The organism is Sporomusa sp. 246TCP1, assembly GCF_057319775.1.
Window position 1 is genome coordinate 2,925,414 of record NZ_CM170492.1, and the last position, 20,022, is coordinate 2,945,435.

Below are 20,022 nucleotides of genomic sequence, written 5' to 3' on the forward strand. Positions count from 1 at the left end.
TTCTTTGATCTTTTATAAAAGTCATTTCTCGGTGTAGCAGTAGATCCATCGTTATAACTTGCTTGGTATGTGAATAATAAATTTCAGGAACTCACCAATTTCTGTTTTGAGAAACGCTTCGTCAGTCCACCATGACCCTAAACCTTTCAATACTGCCGCCAGTTCTTTAGCAAGATCTACTTTAAGTGGTTCGAGATCTACGCCATAGACAGCCTTAATTGTTTTTACAACAGACTGTGATTGAGAATATACCGTAGTTTGAAGCTCTTCTATCGTCACGCTTTCAAGCTTTTTTAGTTGGTGCAACGCTTTAAGTAGCATACTCGGTGTAAATGCAGATTCAAAATCATATTTAAACTTAAACACTTTTCTCTATATCTAATTACGTCAACACTTTCGCTATTTAAATAAAGAAAAATTTAAAATTAGTCTGATAACATCGTTTATAAAAACTTCGCCTAAACTATCTCGCTATTATGGTTTTGATTTTTCAACAACTTTTAGACAATTGGAATATCCGCTTGCGCAAAATCAAATTTAACTAAATCGCTATTTTTTACCCACTGATATTCTTGGTGTTCTTTCAAAAACACCACTCCGCAAATATAACTCGCTCTGTATGCTGCCAGAGTGAAAAGTTTATTTTTTACATTAAAATTAACAGATTCAAAAAATTCGCAAAACGCTTACTTTTATACATAGTTCTTCAAACAGTTCCCAGTGAAGAGCTTGCTCCAAAGTCTCACCACTCTCCACTTTGTCGCCAGAAAATTCCAACTTACCAGCGAGTTCAGGATTCTTCTCCGCCTGCTCTTTTAACAGTGTAACATGAGAAAATAATTCTTCTCGTACCTTCATTGCTTTCATCGCATGATAATATATATGCGTGTACAGTTTATGCTTACCATTCCAAGAGCGCAGCTTGGTAACCCCGCGGATGGAATCACCACCATAGACAATCGTATTGGATAATTGGTCAATATCTTTGTGTTCGCTTTCTACTTGCTTTTTAGCAAACCGAGCCGTAAAAGGTATCACCTGGATAAAACGTACAGGAGACGCCGAGTCCAGCATAGCATTCACATTCGCTGTACTGTAAAATCCTTTATCCATCACAAGTAATGTTGGCCGATCTGCAGAAACTGCCTTCCACTTCGAAAGAGTGGTTATCAGTGTGCTCACGTCTTTTAAACTGCCACCGTATAACGTTTGGTAAATAGGAAGCCTTGATGTTTCACCCATCAGCATACATAAATTGACTTGGGCCAAATCTTCTTTATCCCGGTTGTATCCCCACTCCACATCATCGATAAATTGTGAGTAGGAAGAAGTCGAAGTAATATCCAAAGCCAGATACTCCTGTTCACTTCGGCAGGCACCATTCTTGATAAAACCGTTCCTGAACATCGGGTGTCATCAAGGAAAGTAACTCACTGATTCGTTGAGAAGATAAGTTGTCAACAGGAAAACAATCGGTACTATGAATCCAATCATCACAATACAAAAAAGGGTCGCCTGAGGAAACCAGATAACAGGCAAGAACAAAGATATTTTGCCAATACTTGGGCATAGCGCAGGCAAGACAGGATAAAAGCCCTGTGTTTTCAGCAATATGCTTAAATAAATAAAATGCCCCATACTCTTTGATGGTAGAATCACGAAGCTCTTCAATAGAAAAACAGTCCAGCTGATTAGCGAAAATACTATTTGACAGATTCATTCGCTCCAGGTACTCAGGTTTATACACTGGGTTGCCTGTAATCGTATCAATTATACCAATAGGCACTCGCTTATTACGGGGTTTGCCCTCCTCATTTCGGTAGGAAACTGATTCGTATAGGTATATTTTATCGCCAACTTTTTGACGTACTATCGAACTCATTTTATAGAGACCCTCTCATATGTAGGTATAATTAATTATACCTACATATGAGGTCAAAAATCAATCAAAACTGAGAATATAACTCTATCCACTTTTTCAGGATTATATGTTGTTACTTCAATTGTATCAAAAAAGAGCTTGGAATTACTCATTTCTTCGTAATTCCAAGCTCTTTTAAAATTGGGCTCATTAGAGTACACTTTTTCAGTGACCTCGCTTTCGGATTACCGTCTTATTGCCGCTATCTCCTCATAAATTTCAATTACCGGGTTCTCGGCCACAAGCCCGTCAATTGACTTGAGAAGTCCTTGTAGATGCGGAGTAGCCATGTGATAGTTCAAAGCATTCTGGTCAGCATATTTTTCGTAAAAGAAAAACTGGCTATTATCACTTGCCGCCCGGTGAAGTGCATATTGCACAGCCCCTTTTTCCGCTTGAACTTCCGGTATTATTGCCCTCAAAACACTTTCAAGGTCTCCTTCCTTTCCTGGTTTTGCCTTGAATACTGCCGAAACAATCACTGACATGTAGTTTCTCCTCCTTCGCAAAAATATCTCGTATGCACTTATAGTTTATACCAAAAAGGCACCTGTACAAGAGGCCACTGAAAAAGATTTCGTTTTAAAACCCAAAACAATAAAAGAAAGAGTTTAAATTGCCTTATGGCTCCATTTTGTTTATCAGGGCGTTATTTTTCAGCTGTGATGGGATCAATCATCAACTTAATTTCGGAACTTTAATATTAAAGTATTAAGGCTTTATGTTCCAAGGAAATTTGATTGAAAAATATACCAAAGCCTGCAATTATAATTCCCGAAAGCTTATTAACCCACTTTAATCTCCTTTGGTCAAACTTGAGACATAGTACATTTACTATTCCGCTTAAGGTTAACCACCAAAGCATAGAACCGATAAAAACACCTAAAACCAGGAAGACTGAAAATATATCTTTTCCATCGGCATTTCCTACTCCTAGTCCTGCAAAAACAGCAGCAAAAGACATTATGATCATCGGATTAGTCATAGTTAATAAAAAAGCAGATACAACCGTTATACCAAATCCAGCTATACAACCATATTATAGCATCAGCCTCTAAACTATGCAGCAAAAAACATATATTCATATTTTGGGCTATGGTAGCGAATGTCTTAGTGCCGCATTAAGAATAACTGCACGAATAGTACTTCCACCTTTTGATAACTGCCTTGCCTGAGAATTGAATGCATTGCTTGCTTTAGGTTTTTGTGTCAAAAGATATGCTTCCGCATCTGTAGATCCTATTGACAACGTTTTTGCACGAACAGCCGAAAAGCCAGTGCGACGCAATCAGTCACGCACCATAAAACAAAGCCCACATAGCCGCCCAATATGCCATAGCCTAATTTTATGGCAAAAAGATAAGCTAGCGGCAAGAATACCAAATAACCTGATACCCAGCCTTCGTATACAATAAAACGGGTATCCCCGCAGCCGGTCAAAGCTCCGCGCAGAACCATATAAACAGAGGAAAATAATTGGCCAAAACAAACAAGTTCAATAGTTTGAGCAGCTTGTTTCGCTACCAGCTTGTCTGTGGGGCTAAAGAAGGCACCTACAGTTTCTGAAAAAATAAAGAGCAGACTGCTTGTTACCATAATTACACCAAAACTCATTTTACATATTCGGCTCACTGTAGGAAAAAGAAGATATTCCTGCTGATTCGCCAACAACTGTGGAACAACAATGGATGCTGTGATTAGAAAACCGACAGCAGGCAGGTAAGCAAAATTAAAAACCTGCAAAGTAATCTGATGCACCGCTAAAGCACTAGCTCCCAATGGTTTTATTATACAGACGAAAAGCAGCAAAGCCAGTAACGTGAATCCTGTATTGAGACCAATATCCACAGCAAGAGAAATGTATTCTGGGATCTGTTTAAAACACGGCTGTCTCCAGTTCGTATACTGCCGTGTTAACGATCTCTTCAGCGCTAAATAAATGATGATTAACAAACCGGTCAAATTGGCAAGCAAAGTTCCCCACGCCGCTCCTTTTACGCCCATTCGGGGAAAACCAAACCCACCATAAACAAAAAGATAATCAAAAAAGATATTCAACAGACAAATGACAACGGTACTATATAGAGGCGTCGCCATGTCGCGCAACCCTCTAAACAGTCCTGTGATCACATAGGAGAATAATATAACAGGTGATGCCCACAGCCATACTTTCAGATAATCTATACCGTGATATTTCATTTGCTCATTGCCGGCAATAGCGTAGACGGTATCGCTAATGTACGAGGCACAGGCTATAAAAATCACGCCGATTACGATAACAAGAAATAACCCCGCATTGATTACGGCTGTTGCTTTTGGCGCATTATTAGCAGCCGACGCTTTTGCGATTAAAACAGTTGTGCCAAGCCTGAACCCTTCCAGAAAATTAAACAGGGTAGCGCACAAGGCATTTGCAATTGACACGGCAGCGATGGCCTCAGTACCATAGGGGCCGATGAACGCAAGGTCAATCATGCCGTTTATCAGCACCACCGACTGGGCGATAATCATAGGAAAAGCCAATTCCCCAATTTGTTGATAACTGATGATTTTTTGCATAGTATTTCCTCCTGTGAAAGAAAAAGCCGCCGAATAACCGGCGTCTTTTTTGTACGTAAATTATGATAGAAAAGAGTGACCTTTTCTATTTGCGGCCAAGAGCTTCCGGCAGTCTTTTTCGATATGTTGTTTGCTTAAAAAAGGACAGACTAATCCAATTTGTGGTTAAATCGCTCGCGCGAACGGGTGATTTTGCATCACGCAGCATCGTGCCGAAACTAAAATCCATCACTCTTGGCCTCCTTTCACAGCAGAATTAATTTAAATTTTATGAAATTGATACCCTTCTGTCAATATAAATTTAACTAGCTAAGTTTGTGGCTACATATCACAAAATTAACCTAACCAAGCCATTCAGCAACATCCCGCCTTAGGCAAAACTTTATTACTGACATCATTTTCAGCAACCACTGAAAAGATCACTAGTATTACCAAAAAAGTCCACTATCTCTTTTCGCCAATAAATTGCTTATTTCCTTTCACTTGTTTCAAACAAGCAAAAATGTTGTCAAGAGTCATAATCAATATGGTCAACTCTAATGTAAAGGAAACAGAACGAACCTTTCCCTTGTATCCTTTGAAATTACCTAAGACCATTATATTCCAATATTAGTCTATTGCCAATCAGAACCGTCCCCGGTGACATTGGCACACCAGGAATCAAAAATTTATTGTAACAACACTTTTTTTATCTGCTAAATTGGCAGTAAGCTCCTTTGCATCCATGGGAAGTATCCTTCATATGAAAACAACGCATATGGGTCACAGGAAGTTTTACTCGACATATTTCTTTTAACAGTTCGACACCCACTAATATAGCCGTTCTAACGCTTTGTTTACAGCATCCTGGCCCACCATTGTTCGCAATAGCTGCCAAGGCTGCATTTGTTGCCCTCATTGATAACGTGCGCTCAGTATCTTTCGCACAAGTTGCGTCGAAAAGAATGCTAAAAAATGCCCCAACACCTAGACCGGCCCCACAGGCTCCATGATTTGCACAAGTACAACTAGGAATTTGCTTCATCCGCCGTATGCCCTCCGCAATGTCCACCTCTGTCAGGCTCCTAGTCCCATAGCTAAGCGATATTTCTCCATAATTTTTGACGGCTACCAAAAGAGAGGTAGTCACGATAGCATGATGCTCTCCTCCTAATGAAGGCAACAGATTACCTTTGAGTAGTGTCTCGGCAATTTCCATAGGATTTTTACTTGTCGCTTCATTTACAGTCTTCTCTAGAAAACTGTAATACCCAGCGCCATGACAATCTTCACACACATAGTGCCCTTTCTCACAAAAAACTGAGGCTGGATAGGTCTTGCCACAATAGTCGCAAACCATAGCTACAGCATATGTCTGATAATTTAGTACAGACCCACAAACCATACAATTCTCGGAATGACGCTCATCATGCAGACCTGCATGTTCTTTCTGCGGACTTCCTCAGCATTTGTTAGACTGTATCAATTCTTCTTCCAATGTTACAACCTCCCTGCATACGTTCTATTAATATAATATATTAACCCTTCACCTAGCAAGTATTTACCGCATTGCTGTACGGTTGCTATACAGCAACCGCCCCCAGCCCAAAGAAAATAGCCGGATGCAATGGTCAAGCAATCATCCTCAGAGGAGGCAGTATTATTATTGGGCTTTCCCGAATTGCAGGCATTGGGCAAACAGCTTTTCATATCCTTCTGATGCTCCCAGTTCTATATAGTCCATTTGCTTAGCCAACGCCTCAATCTCTTTCTTTACTTCAACAGACATAAGGGCCATATAGGCCCCTGTTTTCGAGGAATTCCCCACATAATGGATCTTATCCTTAACCTCTTCCGGTAAAATTTCCGTTCCCACTAAGCTGTCGACCGGCAAATGGGCTCCGAATTGCCCCGCTATCATGACCTTGTCCAATTGATTCATATGAAGCTCCGCCTGCCTTAACAGAGCATGGAACCCTGAGAGAATCGCTCCCTTTGCCAATTGAACCTGCCGGATATCTCCCTGGGTAATCCCCAAAGGCTCCTGACCATTTCTTAAAACAAATTCTCGCTTCTTACCGTCTACCCGCAGCATAGGATATCGATAATCCGTTTCTTCCAGCTCTTCTTTCTTGATAAAGCTGCCATTCTTTCTAACAAGTCCGATACGAATCAATTCTTTTACAGCCGCCAGAATGCCGCTGCCGCATAAACCTATCGGTGCCTCATCACCGATAACTTTTAGCTTAATCCCCTCTGCAGTAATTGCCACATCTTCTATGGCCCCCACTGCCGCTCTCATGCCGCAACTGATATTCATTCCTTCCAGGGCCGGCCCCGCAGCACAGGAGCAGGACATCAGCCGGCCGTTTTTAGCTAAAACAATTTCGCCGTTGGTCCCAATATCAATAAACAGGAGATTCCTCCTGTTTTTTTCCAGCTGGCAGACATATGCTCCGGCTACGATATCCCCGCCGATATAGGAGGATACCGACGGCAAACAATATACCCTTGCGCCCGGAGCTCCTTTTAGGCCAATATCTCTTGCCATTATATTTTTGGATTTGACAAAAACCGGAACATAAGGGGAGCGTCCTATCGGCGCCGTGTCAATGCCCAGCAGGAAGTGCATCATCGTGCAGTTAGCAGCAATTGAGATCTCATAAATGTTTTGCCTGCTGACAGCCGACTTGCTGCACATATCTTCAATCAGTGAATTGAGCCCTTCGACAATCGCATTCTGCAGTTCTTTTGAACCGTCTGCCGGAGTTTCTAGGCTATAGGTGATTCTGGTTAACACATCAAGACCAAATTTTTTTTGCGGATTAAGCATTGAAGCTGAAGCCAGCTCATCTCCGGTTTTCAGATCAATTAAAGCGGTTACCACCGTCGTTGTACCAATATCGACTGCCACTCCATAAATAAGCGCCGTTGTATCGCCTGTCTCGACCCCAATTAAATCCTTACCGCTAAAAACACCGGTAACCTTCCCATCCCCTATTGCCAAATGCTGTAGCAGTCTCCAATCCAAGTCTTCCCTGCCCAAGGCATTGCCGAGAGAATCTTCATATGCGCTTGGATTTTCCAATGTTGGTTTTTCTATTTGAAAGACTCTTTTGGAAATCCCCGGATTTATGCGAAAATCAGGCATATAACCGGCTGTCAGTATTTCATGCTTTCTTTCTTTTTGCAGCGTTTCGATTTCGATATTCTCTTCAGGCACTACAAGACAGGCCAGTCTTACGCCCGCGGCGATTTCTTCCTTTTTCAAAAGCCTTTTTTCCGTCTCGGAGACAGTCGGCAGCTTCCCCTGCAAAAGCCTAATTTTGCATTTTCCGCAAGAGCCTTTCCCGTTACAGGGATTATCCACAAAAATCCCATTTTCTAGCAGGAGCTGAAGCAAATTCCTACCTGGCCCGCACTGAATTCTTTTCCTTTTGTTCTTAATGAAAATATCAGGCATCGCTGTTCGCAGCTCCTTTAGTTAAAGTCTCTAGTATTGATTTTACATTTTTCAAAGGGGATTTCATCCCGAGCCCACAGGCAGGAGAGATAATATTGACTCCGTCCCCTACACATCTCTCAGTTAGTAGGGCAATCTTTCCGGGTTCACCAAATTCAATGGCGTAGGTACTGACATTCCCCATCAGCAACCTGTCTCCCAGATTTTTTCTGGCTTCCTTCATGCTGACAATGGAATCAAAGCTCAACACATCGCTTTTTATTTTCGCTACTCCCGCATATACCTTTCTCATTTGGCCGCAAATGTGGACAATGGTATGCTTATTTTCACTTTGAATACTGTCGATAATATTATTAATATATTTCACGGCAAATTCTTCAAAGGGCTTGGGTCCCAAAATTTCACCCGTCCCGCTTGGATCGGAAATTGCTATAATATCCGCCCCTGCCTCGATTTGTCTTTTCGCAAATGCGATCAATTGGTTGGTGACAAACTCCATAAATTCATGGGCCTTCGCATTATTTTTTCTCAGCTCTTTATAAAACACAACAGGCTCCATCAGCGAACTGGCCATACTGATGGGGCCGGTTATATTCCCTACAATCGGTACATCATTTCCCTTGGCTTTCAATAATTTAATAGCCTCAACAACTACGTCCGCCCTTCCCTGCCGGCTATTGACTGCGGCAAGCCTGTCCCACTCCTTTACGGAGGTGATGGCATATTCTACAACATGGGGCTCATAAAAGTCTGTTCCCAAATCCACCTTCGCCCCCAAATTTTCCGCTTCAATGGTCATGCAAAAGGGAACCCCGTAATTTTCGAAGCAACCTTTTTCATAAACCGCCGCTGCCAAATCCGCCATCATCCGGGCATTCGTATGAGCCTCCGGTAAGCAGATTCCCACCTCTTCCATCAGCTCTGCAGTGATCATATTCATCATCCCCCCAGGACAAATGCAGGGGGGCCTGTCAACTTTTTCCTCGCTGAAAACCTTATTCAGCCGTTCCTTTGGTAATAACACAGTTGCACCTTCCTTTAGGCGATATCAAGCAAGTTTTTGATCAATTTGACCGCTGCAACGGCATTGGGAGAATAACCATCCGCCCCAATAATATCGGCAAATTTCTGGGAGATTGGCCCTCCGCCGATAATCACCTTAACATTTTCTCTCAGTCCCGCTTCTTTTAACAACTCGATTACTTTACCCATCCCCCCCATCGTTGTCGTCATCAGGGTTGCCATGCATACAAAGGCTGCGTTGGCCTCTCTGGTTTTATCCACAAAGCTCTGTAGCGGAACGTCCCTTCCCAAATCAACCATCTCGAATCCGGCTGTTTCCAGCATAATCTTCACCAGGTTCTTGCCAATATCATGGGTATCTCCCTCAACGACCCCAATTACGCCTTTTATTTTTTCTTTCCCTGTTTCGTCCGCAGGAAGATGGGGGCTTAAAATATTCAGCCCTTCATACATGGCGTCTGAGCACAGCAATACATCCGTAACATAATACTCTTCCTCTTCATATAATTGGCTTGCCCGGTTCATACCGTCCACAAGGCCCTCCATAATGCCGTCGAAGGCCGGATATCCTACTTCTACGTATTCCTGACAGGCTGCAATTACGTCATCTTCTTCCATATCCACAACGCCGTCTGATAATCTTTTCAATAATTCCGCTTTGGATGCTGCCATAAGTTTCTCCTTCCATATTGCTATTTATTTTATTATTTATTAGATTTATTATATTAGTTCGAGAAATTTCCGGGCTCCAAGGGCCATTTCCCATATTTCCTGGCGGACGCCATAAATTGATCAATATTCTCCAGAGGAAGATTTCCGGAAAGATCACAGCCTGACGCTAAAATGTATCCGCAGGGACTGTCATAGGCCTGTTGAAGACAACTCTTAACCGCCAGATCCACATCCTGGGTATTCCCCAAATATAACACCTCTACGGGGTCTACATTCCCCAGAATAGGAACCTTGTCCCCTGCTACCTGCTTGGTATAGGCCAGATTCACCCTGTTATCGATGCTCAGCATATCACAGCCCGACTGCACCATATCTCCTACAATAGCCGTCGTATCGCCGCAAATATGGTAGCACACCATTCCTTTGGCCTCGTGAATATCCTTCATCAAATCTATCGTATAAGGCAAAACGAATTCTACATATTGTTTGCGGTTGAGGATTGTCCCGGAGGCAATGGGATCACACAACAAAATTAAAGCCCCGGCTTTAATAAATTCCCGATAAATCATTTTTAAGCCTTTCGTGCAGAACTGGAGCAACTGGTGTAATTTTTCCGGATTTTTTCTGGTTGCCCTTAGCAAATACTCTGTTTGATAGATGCTAGCAGCCGCTGTAAAAGGACCGGTTATCAACACCCCCGTCGGAACCTCTTTTCCCACTTCATCTATGAGAATTTTAGTTGCTTCCACATGGAGCTGAAATTTCTTGTCATTCTTCAGCTCCAGCTTTGACATATCCAGTTGATCCACATTATTTATATCGATTAAGGTATAGCTCATAATTGCCGGGATGGAGTCTTCCGGATCACTCATCACGGAACCCAGCGCTTTCCCTACTCCGTGCAGCCCGTATTCGATAATGGTTAAATCATTGCCAAATCTTTCATAGCAAGCCACCTGGGCCTTGGCTTCGTTTAACGCGCTGCTTCTTTTTTCCTTATGGGTCATTCCTAATGCCAGCCCGGACATGGAGCAGACCACCGGCATAGCCAGTATCCTGTCCATCGGCTTTCCTGTCATAAAGGCCGTCAGTCGCTCGTTAGGAGTCATGAGATCATCTTTGTGCATAGGTCATTTCCTCCGTCATTTATTTAAAAAATTACTGTTGTTTTTTCGTTCTTTTGCTTAAATTAAAGCAACTCAATGCTTTTAATTATCCCGTTTTCTAAGACAAACTCTCTGTTTTTAATACACATTTGTCCAACAAATTTCGTTTTCCCAACTACTTTTTGACAAGCCGCAGTATATTTCACGGGCGCTCCCAAATCAATGTCCCGCCAAACCGCTTTCTCCATACCCAGCAGGGCAAAGGTAGTTTTAGGACAAAGCTGCAGGAGGGTTTCATTGTCGAGGATTGTTTCCACTTTTTTGAAGAAAGGATACGTAAAGAGTTCCACTGTTTTTTCCGACAGTTCAGGTCCCAGGATATTCAGACCGCCGATAGAATCACCATAACTGAGCATAGTGACTCCTACTTTCTGTGCTTCCTTCACATAGCACAGCATTTCCCCTTGCAATCTATCAAAAATAAGCTTCATTTGCTCCGGATTTTTTTTAAATATTTTAAAAATATACCGGGGGTCCATTAGAATATTCAGAATTGTAAAAGGGCCTGAAATGTATAAAACTACCTGTTCGCCCTTCTCCCGCAAATATTTGCAGGCCTTTAGCACTTCGGCGATACGTCCCTGGGAATAATCAATTTCAGGCAAGTCCAACAATTCTTCTGCTGTGGTACAAATATAGTCATTCCCCCTGGGACCTGCGTTTTCATCTCCATAATTAACATCCCCTCCCATCGCTTCTCCTTCGACCGTATGACAAAAGGGCAATTCATAAAACTCCGTTTTATCATACTTTTTCAAAGCTAGGGCTAACTGGGTCATACCCTGCCACGTTTTATAGGCCTGAGGAAATTCTAAATCTAGGCCATGTACGGCCTCCTTTTTGATTCCCACAGAATTAGCGTAGGTACATTGAAAGTCAATAATTTTGCTCATGCTGCCTCCCTCCCGGCTATTTGCCAAACCAGTCCGCTATAGCTTCTTTGTTTAAATCAGTACCGATTACGACCACCTTGGTCTCCTTGTCTTCCTCCAGGTATTCCCACTGGCAATGATGAGGAGTAAAATTAAAGAGAATGGAGTGCTGCGTATCAAGCTCCAGAATTCCTTTGGCTACTCTTATAATGTTCGAAAGACTGCCGACCCCCGAAGGTTCTATTAAAATATTAAAGCAACTTTGCCCTCCATGTTTAAAATGATCTTTTTTAGGAAAGATGTCTTTCCAGTTCCTAAAAATCCGGAAACAACACTTATCTGAGTCGTCATATTGTACCTCTTTGCACTTTGTTAGTTATAGTAACTCGAACCCCTTGATATTGCGGAGAACTCGAGTATCTTCGCGTATTGAAAGCAGATGCTATGCAACGAGTTTCATACCCAGTATGCTTTATCATCAACAGAATGTCTAATTGAAAAATCCTATCAATAAAATGCTTTCCGATAGAATTTGTCGATTTTTTTGTAACTACCGCTTTTTGTCCAGTATGGACTGATATACTAACGTCTAAAAAAAAATGGATGTAACGGAATGGTTGCATCTTTTGCTTCAACGATTGCCAATGGCACTTGCCCGTCTTTATGGGTAAGCAGATAATCGGTTTTTTTCCGCTTTCTCCATTTTACCGTATTGCCGCGCACTAAAACCTGACCATCAATAAAGAAGTATTTTCTATCAGGACTTGTTCCTTTTTCCAGCCGGCTTGCTCGATAGCCGGCGTAATGCACCGATATTTAATATCTTCTTCAGTCAATTTTTTCATGGGGCACCTCCGCTGTTAACGCATCGACAATATCATTTATATTACAATTAATTACTTATATAATCTTTACATACAGCAGTGTACCGTATTAATGATGCAGCTTGGCAAACATTGTCCACCAGCCCCAAACCCGGCAGAAGGCAAAAAAATACCCAGCTTAGTGCTGGGCCAAAGAAAGTGGACTAAATTTGACATATAAATTATATATCTTCATTGATGTAATTTCATATCAATATAATGTTGTTTTCTGCTGTTCTTATGTCCGTACATAGCAATATTGACTGCCATTTCTTCGATGACCATACCCACTTTTGTTGCTAAGACCGGTTTCTACGCTGCCGTTTCGCAAAAAAGCTATAATTTTTTCTGAAAGGCCTACAGCATCTTTAATGCTGCTTTGAATCGTCAGATCCAGTACCTGCAAAGAGTTCGTACTTGAAGTATCAAGCAGCAGGATATCTTGCTGCAAGCCTGCGGAGCGTTTCTTCTTATACAAATAATACACGCCAACCATCAATAAGATAATTATTTCGGCGAGAACGAAAGAAAACCATATGCCTGTAATTCCAAACCAATGCCCTAGGATAAGCGCACCGGACACGACAATTACAAAACCTTCCACAAGGGAAATAGCACTGGCAATTTTTCTTTTCTCCGTAGCCATGCAAAAAAACATGATTAGCAAGGAAAGACTTCTGCCAAGCAGACTCAATGAAAAAATGCGGACGGCCAACGTGCCTATTACAAAATCGGCTTCATTTCTCACGCCGAATAAAGTTAAAACTATTTCTGAAAACAGTTCCAGCACGATGGTGATGAATAAACTGGTGAAAAACAGACGGCAACTGTGTTATAGAAAAGAATCACAGGCATGACCAGGCCCTAGGCAGCAATATAGTTAAAGAGGAGTTTGATGGGAAGTCTATGCCCAAATGTTATGATGGCCACAAAATAGTTAACCCCATAGGGTAAGCCAATTACGGCTCCCTATGGGGTTATTGTCACCCATTTATCGCTCCCCCTATGTGTCATCTGCAATGGCTTCGCCATATCCTGGAACGTAAAGTTTTGTTCCAAGTGGAATTACATCTGGGTCAACCGCGCATAGCCCTCTGAACAGATAGGTACCCATATATGTATAGTCGGTGCAATCCTGGTCATAGCGGGTATATGCAGTAACAATCATTAGCAAAGCATATAGGTATTCCTGATCAATTATAAAAGTGGATCATTACCCATAGTTTTTTTACCATACATATTCTTCTCTTTAAAATAGCAGCTTTTCACTGGTGAACTAATTGGGACAATGAACCTGTCTCGTTGTCCCAGTACATACATCGAGTTTTCCCTGATATATTGTAATCTTGCCGGGAGCGTCTTTTAACATATTTCGAATTAAATTGGCTTGATTACTGACAGTCTTTTGATCAGGAGAAGATTTTTCCAGTTCTTCTTTCAAAACAGAAATATTTTGACGAAGGTTATTGCGAAAATTCGCATCAGTAATATGAGTAGAGAGTTGGTCGTTGAGATTAAATAAATTGTTGGCTGATCCCTTAGCCTGCTCCCATTGGTTATCTTTTGATTTGGTCTCAATGTCATCGAGCGCCTTATTCATCTGATTCATAGTTAAGTTCGTGTTTGGCATAGTGTAAGATTGCGATTGTGGTGGCGGCGGTGGCAGCTGATTTTGGGGTCTATCAGCGCAACCGGCTGTCGCCATAATCAGGACTATCAAAAAGAAATACAGCAATTTACATGGGAGCGATGGATTTCTTTGCATGCCTACAAGCCTCCTTAGATTTGCTACAGCTTGTTGTAATATAACAACAATGACAAAAAACATAAAACTTTATCCTAGTATTAAGCGTTAATGTACAGAATATTCGTATGAAAGAAGGGAATCTAGCAGAGTTAAGAAAGGATTGTGTTTGCCATACCAATATTGAGGGATTGCGGTTCGAATAAAAATAGAACTTGCGGCGCAGGGCAGGATTAGCGTTTTATCACAAACGATATCTCCATGCTTCAACTTCAGCCAGCCGATCGGAATATCTGGTATATCCCGAAATATAAACGGAACGAATCCTACAAACATTGTCCACCAACCCCAAACTCGGCAGAAGGCAAAAAAATACCCAGCTTAGTGCTGGGCCAAAGAAAAGGAAAAACTAAATTTACAAGACAACTTTTTGAATCAAGCAATAAACAAGAATATCCCCGTTATTATTCATTTGATAAACGGATTTCCGATTAGAGGTTTAGTCAAGGGATTCGATAGTTTCACTGTTATCTTAGAAACTGAAGGGAAACAACAACTCGTAATAAACATGCTATTTCTACTGTATTACCGCTTAGGCAATTTTCCTATAATTAATGAGGATTGGCTCATTACCACGTCCCCCTATATCCTTCGGTGTGACGGGCTGATTGACGTGTAATAAAGATGGCAGTGACATGTCAAAAAAACCGTGGTAATATGGTAGCATAAAATACTTTTAATAATTTTAGCCGCTACCACTATGCAGGAGAACGATAAATTATGAATGATTCCTTCTTTTTTAAGATTGCAGAACAGAAAATACAAGAGGCAATTGAACAAGGTGAACTTGATAATTTGCCTGGCAAAGGAAAACCTCTTATCTTTGATGATGCTCAGATACCACAAGAACTCCGCTCTTCGTATAAAATACTAAAAAATAACGGTGTTCTTCCGACTGAGATGGCGCTAAAACGGGAGATTGTATCATTAGAGAGTCTTCTACAGGTCTGTTTGTGTGAGGATAATAAGGAGAATCTACGCAAACAACTTAGTAATAAACAGGTGCAGCTAGGTATCCTTATGGATAAACGCAAACGTCGCAAATAAAAGGTTTTCAATCATATAAAAACTTGTGATTGAAGCAAAGATCCGTTTGTTTACTAGGCGTACTTCCTGTTAGTATGTTAAATTGCAAAATCATTGCATAGAGCAATTGTTTACAATGGTAAAATTATAGATAGCAGAGTTATCTTGGATACTGGACGTCAGCAGTGAGTAGGCCAGCCAGGAGCCGATCCCGGCATAAATACCCCTAGCTACACTGCGTAAGTACAACTATAGCATAAGAGAAAAGTAAAGCCCTGTAGCATAATGCTGCGGGGCCCTACTACAGGCAGTAATCATTTTTACCTATTTCGTGTGTGAATCAAGAAAACTTTGTACAGGATTTTTTGAAGAACAAGGGACACCACACATACATTTACCGCAGGTATCGCCCAGGCCTATTGGATACTCTGGTATATTATCGTTATAAATCTGATCGTTACATCTTTTTTTATTTACGAAAGGATATCCGTTCTCGGTAGAGATTGCGCTAGCTACACATTTTTCAACACATTTTTTACAGGATCCATTATATTTGTAAAGACAATTTTCTTGTGTCTTTCTTTCTGTAGGAAACAACGGCATATTCGTGATAATACTGCCCATTCTACCACAGCATCCTTGTTCCGTTATAAACATATTGTTTATCCCAAATGTTCCAATACCAGCAATATACCCCACATGGCGGTGCGACCAATCGCTGATCAGTTTCTCTTCATCATAATTATAAGTAGGCGGTAAAAGTGTAGAAGTATATCCCTTTTCTCTGATCTTATCATGCATATATTTATTTATATCCACTATAAGATTATTGGTCTCAATATTGGCAATATCCCATACTCTTGAACTATCAATATTGCCAATATTACTCTTTATAATTTCATCGTGAAAAGGTAAAAAGAATACAATTATCGACTTAGCATCTTTGATAAAGTCCGTTGGCAACACGTGAGAAGGACTTATTAGGTCTTTAAGCGCTAAAAACATAGGATCCTCAGCACTTGCAAATCCAACAACCGGCTCCTTCCAAGCCGATTCAGTTTTTTTAATATTTTTATAACCTTTTACATAGTCTCTGAGTAGTCCCATAATTTCATTATTCACTGCCATTATCCTCCAAAAGCATAGTGTGACTGCGTTTGTTTGATATTCATTCTGGTATGCGGTTTCAAATTTATTGTTCAGCAGCGCATTATCTTCACATAATCGGGTAGGAGGCTGACCATTTTGCGCCGTTCGGACTCCCATTTCCCCTGACTCACACACGGCGTGAAACTTTCGCTTCACCTCACGCTCCGTCAATACTTCATGATTCGTCAACAACAACTTTTCTCTCATCCTGTTAAGCCTTTTCTCCGATTTAGCAAGTAATTTTTCAGTTTAGTTTTTCTCCATTTACAAAATGTCAGAGAAGTAAGGCCAGTGGATTATTATGCATTCTAAGTATCCCAAAAGTATTCAGGTTAGCGACAACAGTGATAAGACCGATTCCAAACCAGGAAGTGTCGAGTCAAATGACCGCATTCCATATTTCAAATGCTCTAAATACCATAAACCGCTTCGAGTATATGCTATTACCTATAATTGAAGTAACCCTGTCTCCTTCTGACACTTATCATTAATACGGTCAATCCTCAATAGAAAGGAAACAAATCGTCCCCATTGTATCTATTGCCAAATCATAGGAAATAGCAAAACCGTCACCTTGTATCCTTCCGGTATTATTATTTACACTGAATTACTGCTAAATTCCAAAGGAACTAAGAGTTAAGGGTCCTGCGACCATCAACCCCGTCCCATCGTAATTTCGCTGTACATGGCAGCTAAAAATTTCACACTATTAGCAATTACTGTCTCGTCAATATCAAAAGCCGCATTGTGGTGACCACCACCGGTAGGCGTTCCATATAAAACAAATATAGCCTTGCCGCCCCGGTTTTGCACCTGTTTCATCATTGCAGTGAAATCTTCAGAACCATTCAAACCAGCTTCAGGCAAAAGCTGACTAACAGATGGTAGCGCACTAGCAACTTTAGAGGCCAAAGCAACCAACTCTGGCGAATTTGCACCGCCACAGGCGACAGCAGCAGGTGTAATTTCTAATTCAAGGCCATACATCAAAGCAACACCTGTTAATATCTCCTTGGCTCTTACGACCATATAATCATTAATCGCATCTGTCGCGCCCCGCGTTTCTAAACGAAAACTAGCTTTATCAGCAATTACATTCCAATCTGTACCTGCGTTCATAACCCCGACATTAATCTGTGATGCCCCGTTACCATGCCGGGCAATAGCATATAAATTGGTTACCGCTGTGCAGGCACCCAGTAAAGCATTCTTACCTTCATCCGGACGGATCGCCGCATGAGCAGCCCGCCCACGGTAGGTAACCATAAACCGCGACATAGGGTATATATTATTTACATTTACGGCAATCTGCCCAATTTGTTTGAGACTAGTGCCAACATGTCCCCCGAATAGGTAATCAACATCATCAACCACTCCAGCAGCCACCATAGCAGCCGCTCCAGAGAGGTTTTCTTCATTTGGTTGAAAAATCAATTTTACGGTACCATGAATCATGTCCCGGTTTTCACTGAAATAGCGAGCTAACAATAATCCTGTCGCGGCATGAGCATCATGCCCGCACATATGTGCACAGCCGGGATTCTGCGATATAAAATCTTCATCAGCTGGCCGATGTCCGGAATCATTTGCTTCACACACTTCATTGGAGTCGATATCAAAGCGAAAGCCGACAGTAGGGCCGGGCTTATCTCCCTTTAACACTGCTACTACACCGGTAAACCCGCCTTTTGCGGGAGAAATGAATTCTTCTTTTACGCCAAACGATAGCGCGCGCTTATACTCTTCATCATGTCTTTGGGCATTCGGTAATTGGATTTGTTTAGCTGCAGCAATCACATCTTTTCCTAAAAGCAGCTGATAACCCCAGCCGGATAATTTATCAGCAATAAACCCGGTTGCATAATATTCGAGCCAGCCTGTTTGCGGACATTTGTGGAGTTGACGGCGCCACTCTACTGCTTCTTTAAAACACCGTTCATTTATTTTTTCCTGCTTGCGGTACATTTCCATCAGCCATACTACCTTTCCTTAATAGTAAATACAGACGACTTTAGAATTAGCGCCCGTTTACAACACCAGGTTCTGTATACGCATTGCCAGTTTCCGCCTTAACGGGAGTGTATGTTGCTAAACTCACACCTACATAACAGATCAGGTTCGCGACTAATGCAACAAACCCGGCGTTAAAATTCATCCCACCAATTAGGAAAGGGTCCATCTTACCTAAGATCAGGGCAAATACTAATATTTCGCCAACCGCTAAGCCAACATATGCACCCAGTTTTGTCGCCTTTTTCCAGAAAAGTCCTAACACAATCATTGGGAAAAATTGAGTTACACCAGAATAACCGGTAAGCAATAAGTTAACCAGCATATTGGGAAGAAAAATAGCCAGACATAATGCAATACCTGTTAATACCAACACAGTGGCCCGCGCAAGAAACGCTACTTTTTCCGGCGATGCGTCTTTGCCTACTGTTTTGCAATAAATACCGCGAGTACATAACATAGACGTAGATAGCAGCAAGTCAGCCGCCGGAATCATACAAGCTAACGCACCTGCACCACCAACAAGTCCCAATGCCCATCCCGGAAATGTTTCTCTTACCATTGTCATAAATGCCATATCAGGTGTTTTTAATGGGGAATCTAGAACTAATATGGCAGTAAAGCCAACCAACATCGGAAACAGAAAACATATTTGGTAAAGCGGTAAATAAACGGCATTATGGCGAAGTACGTCGGGATTACGGGCACTAAAACTGTTAGGCACAAAATGCGGCCACATATAAAACCCTAATCCCGTCAACAGCAGTGTAGACATAGTCCAACTAACATCTAAGTTCTTTGTACCTCCTGGCAAAGTAAGAAAGCCTGGTTTTGCCGCCTCCACTGCTTCAAACATACCGCTTAAACTGCCAAAATAGTGTATGGGAAGATACAATCCGAAAAAAGCAACCGCTGTAATCATAGCAACATCTTTAATTACGGCCGTTGCCGCGACGCCTTTTAACCCGCTTAAGTATACAAAGGATGCAACTAGAACAAAGGCAATCAGCATAGCAGGTATGCGTGTCAGTTGCCCATAGGAACAAGTTTCAATGATTAATCCTAAACCTGTTAGCTGCAACTGTAAATAGGGTAATAAAAAAGCCACACCAATTGTTGCAGTCAATACAGCCAACGTTCTGCTTTTATAGAGATGCTCAACCAAATCAGGCTGCGTCATTAAACCATACTTTTTACCTAGCGGAGAGATTTTAGGCAGCACATAATAGCCTACCACATAAGCCAATGCAGCATATCCAAGCATATAAAAAGACGGCGCTCCTCGACTGTATGCCCAACCACTGGCACCAAGAAATGCAAATGCAGTATAAATTTCGCCGGCTAAGACAAACCAGCTCAACCACCTGCCAAAATTTCTGCCTCCGACAGCCCATTCTTCAAGATTCATTTTTTTCTTCATTCCAGGCAGTATACCAACAACAGTTGCGCCAATGATAAATATAGAGATTACCAAAAGAGCGCTTACCTCATTCCCCATATCTTTTTCCCCCTATT

The 20,022-nt window shown here is 41.6% G+C and carries 23 protein-coding genes and 1 pseudogene; 2 read left to right on the forward strand and 22 right to left on the reverse strand.

Going from position 1 to position 20,022, the window contains the following annotated elements:
• Positions 1 to 51: 51 nt before the first annotated feature.
• From AC1ECB_RS13595 to AC1ECB_RS13685, 19 genes are all read right to left on the reverse strand, one after another.
• Positions 52 to 366, reverse strand: coding sequence for a hypothetical protein (locus AC1ECB_RS13595; RefSeq protein ID WP_485669173.1), 315 nt, complete (start codon positions 364 to 366; stop codon positions 52 to 54).
• A gap of 300 nt (positions 367 to 666) precedes the next feature.
• Complete coding sequence (locus AC1ECB_RS13600; RefSeq protein WP_485669174.1) at positions 667 to 1,347, reverse strand: transposase; 681 nt, start codon at positions 1,345 to 1,347, stop codon at positions 667 to 669.
• A gap of 16 nt (positions 1,348 to 1,363) precedes the next feature.
• Positions 1,364 to 1,882, reverse strand: coding sequence for a hypothetical protein (locus AC1ECB_RS13605; protein ID WP_485669175.1), 519 nt, complete (start codon positions 1,880 to 1,882; stop codon positions 1,364 to 1,366).
• A gap of 224 nt (positions 1,883 to 2,106) precedes the next feature.
• Complete coding sequence (locus tag AC1ECB_RS13610) at positions 2,107 to 2,409, reverse strand: putative quinol monooxygenase (protein ID WP_485669176.1); 303 nt, start codon at positions 2,407 to 2,409, stop codon at positions 2,107 to 2,109.
• A 215-nt stretch (positions 2,410 to 2,624) separates the two neighbouring features.
• Positions 2,625 to 2,951, reverse strand: coding sequence for a LysE family transporter (locus AC1ECB_RS13615; protein ID WP_485669339.1), 327 nt, complete (start codon positions 2,949 to 2,951; stop codon positions 2,625 to 2,627).
• Between the two features lie 209 nt (positions 2,952 to 3,160).
• Entirely contained in the window at positions 3,161 to 4,480 is a 1,320-nt protein-coding gene (locus tag AC1ECB_RS13620) for an MATE family efflux transporter (protein WP_485669177.1), read from the reverse strand.
• A gap of 85 nt (positions 4,481 to 4,565) precedes the next feature.
• Complete coding sequence (locus AC1ECB_RS13625; RefSeq protein WP_485669178.1) at positions 4,566 to 4,712, reverse strand: hypothetical protein; 147 nt, start codon at positions 4,710 to 4,712, stop codon at positions 4,566 to 4,568.
• 456 nt (positions 4,713 to 5,168) lie between these two features.
• On the reverse strand, positions 5,169 to 5,756 hold the full coding sequence (locus AC1ECB_RS13630; protein ID WP_485669179.1) for a DUF5714 domain-containing protein: 588 nt from the start codon (positions 5,754 to 5,756) through the stop codon (positions 5,169 to 5,171).
• Between the two features lie 366 nt (positions 5,757 to 6,122).
• Positions 6,123 to 7,922 (reverse strand): ASKHA domain-containing protein, encoded by a 1,800-nt coding sequence (locus tag AC1ECB_RS13635; protein ID WP_485669180.1) that lies wholly within the window; start codon positions 7,920 to 7,922, stop codon positions 6,123 to 6,125.
• Complete coding sequence (locus AC1ECB_RS13640) at positions 7,915 to 8,946, reverse strand: uroporphyrinogen decarboxylase family protein (protein WP_485669181.1); 1,032 nt, start codon at positions 8,944 to 8,946, stop codon at positions 7,915 to 7,917. The genes AC1ECB_RS13635 and AC1ECB_RS13640 overlap by 8 nt, the downstream gene beginning before the upstream one ends.
• Before the next feature lie 14 nt (positions 8,947 to 8,960).
• Positions 8,961 to 9,617 carry a corrinoid protein gene (locus AC1ECB_RS13645; protein ID WP_485669182.1) on the reverse strand — a complete coding sequence of 219 codons (657 nt, stop codon included), beginning with the start codon at positions 9,615 to 9,617 and terminating at the stop codon, positions 8,961 to 8,963.
• A gap of 53 nt (positions 9,618 to 9,670) precedes the next feature.
• Positions 9,671 to 10,744, reverse strand: coding sequence for a uroporphyrinogen decarboxylase family protein (locus AC1ECB_RS13650; protein ID WP_485669183.1), 1,074 nt, complete (start codon positions 10,742 to 10,744; stop codon positions 9,671 to 9,673).
• A 62-nt stretch (positions 10,745 to 10,806) separates the two neighbouring features.
• A complete protein-coding gene (locus tag AC1ECB_RS13655; RefSeq protein WP_485669184.1) occupies positions 10,807 to 11,676 on the reverse strand; it encodes a uroporphyrinogen decarboxylase family protein in 870 nt (289 codons plus the stop codon).
• A 16-nt stretch (positions 11,677 to 11,692) separates the two neighbouring features.
• Positions 11,693 to 11,905 carry a GTP-binding protein gene (locus tag AC1ECB_RS13660; protein ID WP_485669340.1) on the reverse strand — a complete coding sequence of 71 codons (213 nt, stop codon included), beginning with the start codon at positions 11,903 to 11,905 and terminating at the stop codon, positions 11,693 to 11,695.
• Positions 11,899 to 12,006, reverse strand: coding sequence for a GTP-binding protein (locus AC1ECB_RS13665; RefSeq protein WP_485669185.1), 108 nt, complete (start codon positions 12,004 to 12,006; stop codon positions 11,899 to 11,901). The genes AC1ECB_RS13660 and AC1ECB_RS13665 overlap by 7 nt, the downstream gene beginning before the upstream one ends.
• Positions 12,007 to 12,377: 371 nt before the next feature.
• Positions 12,378 to 12,500, reverse strand: a complete 123-nt coding sequence (locus tag AC1ECB_RS13670; RefSeq protein ID WP_485669186.1) for a hypothetical protein — start codon at positions 12,498 to 12,500, stop codon at positions 12,378 to 12,380.
• 256 nt (positions 12,501 to 12,756) lie between these two features.
• Entirely contained in the window at positions 12,757 to 13,164 is a 408-nt protein-coding gene (locus tag AC1ECB_RS13675) for a hypothetical protein (protein WP_485669187.1), read from the reverse strand.
• A 357-nt stretch (positions 13,165 to 13,521) separates the two neighbouring features.
• Positions 13,522 to 13,686, reverse strand: coding sequence for a 3D domain-containing protein (locus AC1ECB_RS13680; RefSeq protein WP_485669341.1), 165 nt, complete (start codon positions 13,684 to 13,686; stop codon positions 13,522 to 13,524).
• A 108-nt stretch (positions 13,687 to 13,794) separates the two neighbouring features.
• Positions 13,795 to 14,283, reverse strand: a complete 489-nt coding sequence (locus AC1ECB_RS13685) for a hypothetical protein (protein WP_485669188.1) — start codon at positions 14,281 to 14,283, stop codon at positions 13,795 to 13,797.
• A 409-nt stretch (positions 14,284 to 14,692) separates the two neighbouring features.
• Between AC1ECB_RS13685 and hfq the strand changes: the two are divergent.
• Both hfq and AC1ECB_RS13695 read left to right on the forward strand, forming a co-directional pair.
• Positions 14,693 to 14,877 (forward strand): annotated as a pseudogene (gene hfq, locus AC1ECB_RS13690) (RNA chaperone Hfq).
• 165 nt (positions 14,878 to 15,042) lie between these two features.
• On the forward strand, positions 15,043 to 15,369 hold the full coding sequence (locus AC1ECB_RS13695) for a DnaJ family domain-containing protein (RefSeq protein WP_094604907.1): 327 nt from the start codon (positions 15,043 to 15,045) through the stop codon (positions 15,367 to 15,369).
• 303 nt (positions 15,370 to 15,672) lie between these two features.
• On the opposite strand, the gene AC1ECB_RS13700 is transcribed toward AC1ECB_RS13695, so the two are convergent.
• From AC1ECB_RS13700 to AC1ECB_RS13710, 3 genes are all read right to left on the reverse strand, one after another.
• Complete coding sequence (locus AC1ECB_RS13700) at positions 15,673 to 16,704, reverse strand: hypothetical protein (protein WP_485669189.1); 1,032 nt, start codon at positions 16,702 to 16,704, stop codon at positions 15,673 to 15,675.
• A 447-nt stretch (positions 16,705 to 17,151) separates the two neighbouring features.
• Positions 17,152 to 18,468 carry an amidohydrolase gene (locus tag AC1ECB_RS13705; RefSeq protein ID WP_485669190.1) on the reverse strand — a complete coding sequence of 439 codons (1,317 nt, stop codon included), beginning with the start codon at positions 18,466 to 18,468 and terminating at the stop codon, positions 17,152 to 17,154.
• Between the two features lie 46 nt (positions 18,469 to 18,514).
• Positions 18,515 to 20,005: a sodium:solute symporter family protein gene (locus tag AC1ECB_RS13710; RefSeq protein ID WP_485669191.1), complete on the reverse strand. Its 1,491-nt coding sequence runs from the start codon at positions 20,003 to 20,005 to the stop codon at positions 18,515 to 18,517.
• Positions 20,006 to 20,022 lie beyond the last annotated feature (17 nt).

What these genes read in the sequence shown, in the direction of transcription:
- AC1ECB_RS13670 (WP_485669186.1), bottom strand. Translation starts at nt 12,500, where the DNA reads ATGAAAAAATTGACTGAAGAAGATATTAAATATCGGTGCATTACGCCG.
- AC1ECB_RS13655 (WP_485669184.1), bottom strand. Translation starts at nt 11,676, where the DNA reads ATGAGCAAAATTATTGACTTTCAATGTACCTACGCTAATTCTGTGGGA.
- AC1ECB_RS13610 (WP_485669176.1), bottom strand. Translation starts at nt 2,409, where the DNA reads ATGTCAGTGATTGTTTCGGCAGTATTCAAGGCAAAACCAGGAAAGGAA.
- AC1ECB_RS13710 (WP_485669191.1), bottom strand. Translation starts at nt 20,005, where the DNA reads ATGGGGAATGAGGTAAGCGCTCTTTTGGTAATCTCTATATTTATCATT.
- AC1ECB_RS13645 (WP_485669182.1), bottom strand. Translation starts at nt 9,617, where the DNA reads ATGGCAGCATCCAAAGCGGAATTATTGAAAAGATTATCAGACGGCGTT.
- AC1ECB_RS13705 (WP_485669190.1), bottom strand. Translation starts at nt 18,468, where the DNA reads ATGGAAATGTACCGCAAGCAGGAAAAAATAAATGAACGGTGTTTTAAA.
- AC1ECB_RS13680 (WP_485669341.1), bottom strand. Translation starts at nt 13,686, where the DNA reads ATGATTGTTACTGCATATACCCGCTATGACCAGGATTGCACCGACTAT.
- AC1ECB_RS13695 (WP_094604907.1), top strand. Translation starts at nt 15,043, where the DNA reads ATGAATGATTCCTTCTTTTTTAAGATTGCAGAACAGAAAATACAAGAG.
- AC1ECB_RS13700 (WP_485669189.1), bottom strand. Translation starts at nt 16,704, where the DNA reads ATGAGAGAAAAGTTGTTGTTGACGAATCATGAAGTATTGACGGAGCGT.
- AC1ECB_RS13650 (WP_485669183.1), bottom strand. Translation starts at nt 10,744, where the DNA reads ATGCACAAAGATGATCTCATGACTCCTAACGAGCGACTGACGGCCTTT.
- AC1ECB_RS13605 (WP_485669175.1), bottom strand. Translation starts at nt 1,882, where the DNA reads ATGAGTTCGATAGTACGTCAAAAAGTTGGCGATAAAATATACCTATAC.
- AC1ECB_RS13685 (WP_485669188.1), bottom strand. Translation starts at nt 14,283, where the DNA reads ATGCAAAGAAATCCATCGCTCCCATGTAAATTGCTGTATTTCTTTTTG.
- AC1ECB_RS13635 (WP_485669180.1), bottom strand. Translation starts at nt 7,922, where the DNA reads ATGCCTGATATTTTCATTAAGAACAAAAGGAAAAGAATTCAGTGCGGG.
- AC1ECB_RS13620 (WP_485669177.1), bottom strand. Translation starts at nt 4,480, where the DNA reads ATGCAAAAAATCATCAGTTATCAACAAATTGGGGAATTGGCTTTTCCT.
- AC1ECB_RS13675 (WP_485669187.1), bottom strand. Translation starts at nt 13,164, where the DNA reads ATGGCTACGGAGAAAAGAAAAATTGCCAGTGCTATTTCCCTTGTGGAA.
- AC1ECB_RS13665 (WP_485669185.1), bottom strand. Translation starts at nt 12,006, where the DNA reads ATGACGACTCAGATAAGTGTTGTTTCCGGATTTTTAGGAACTGGAAAG.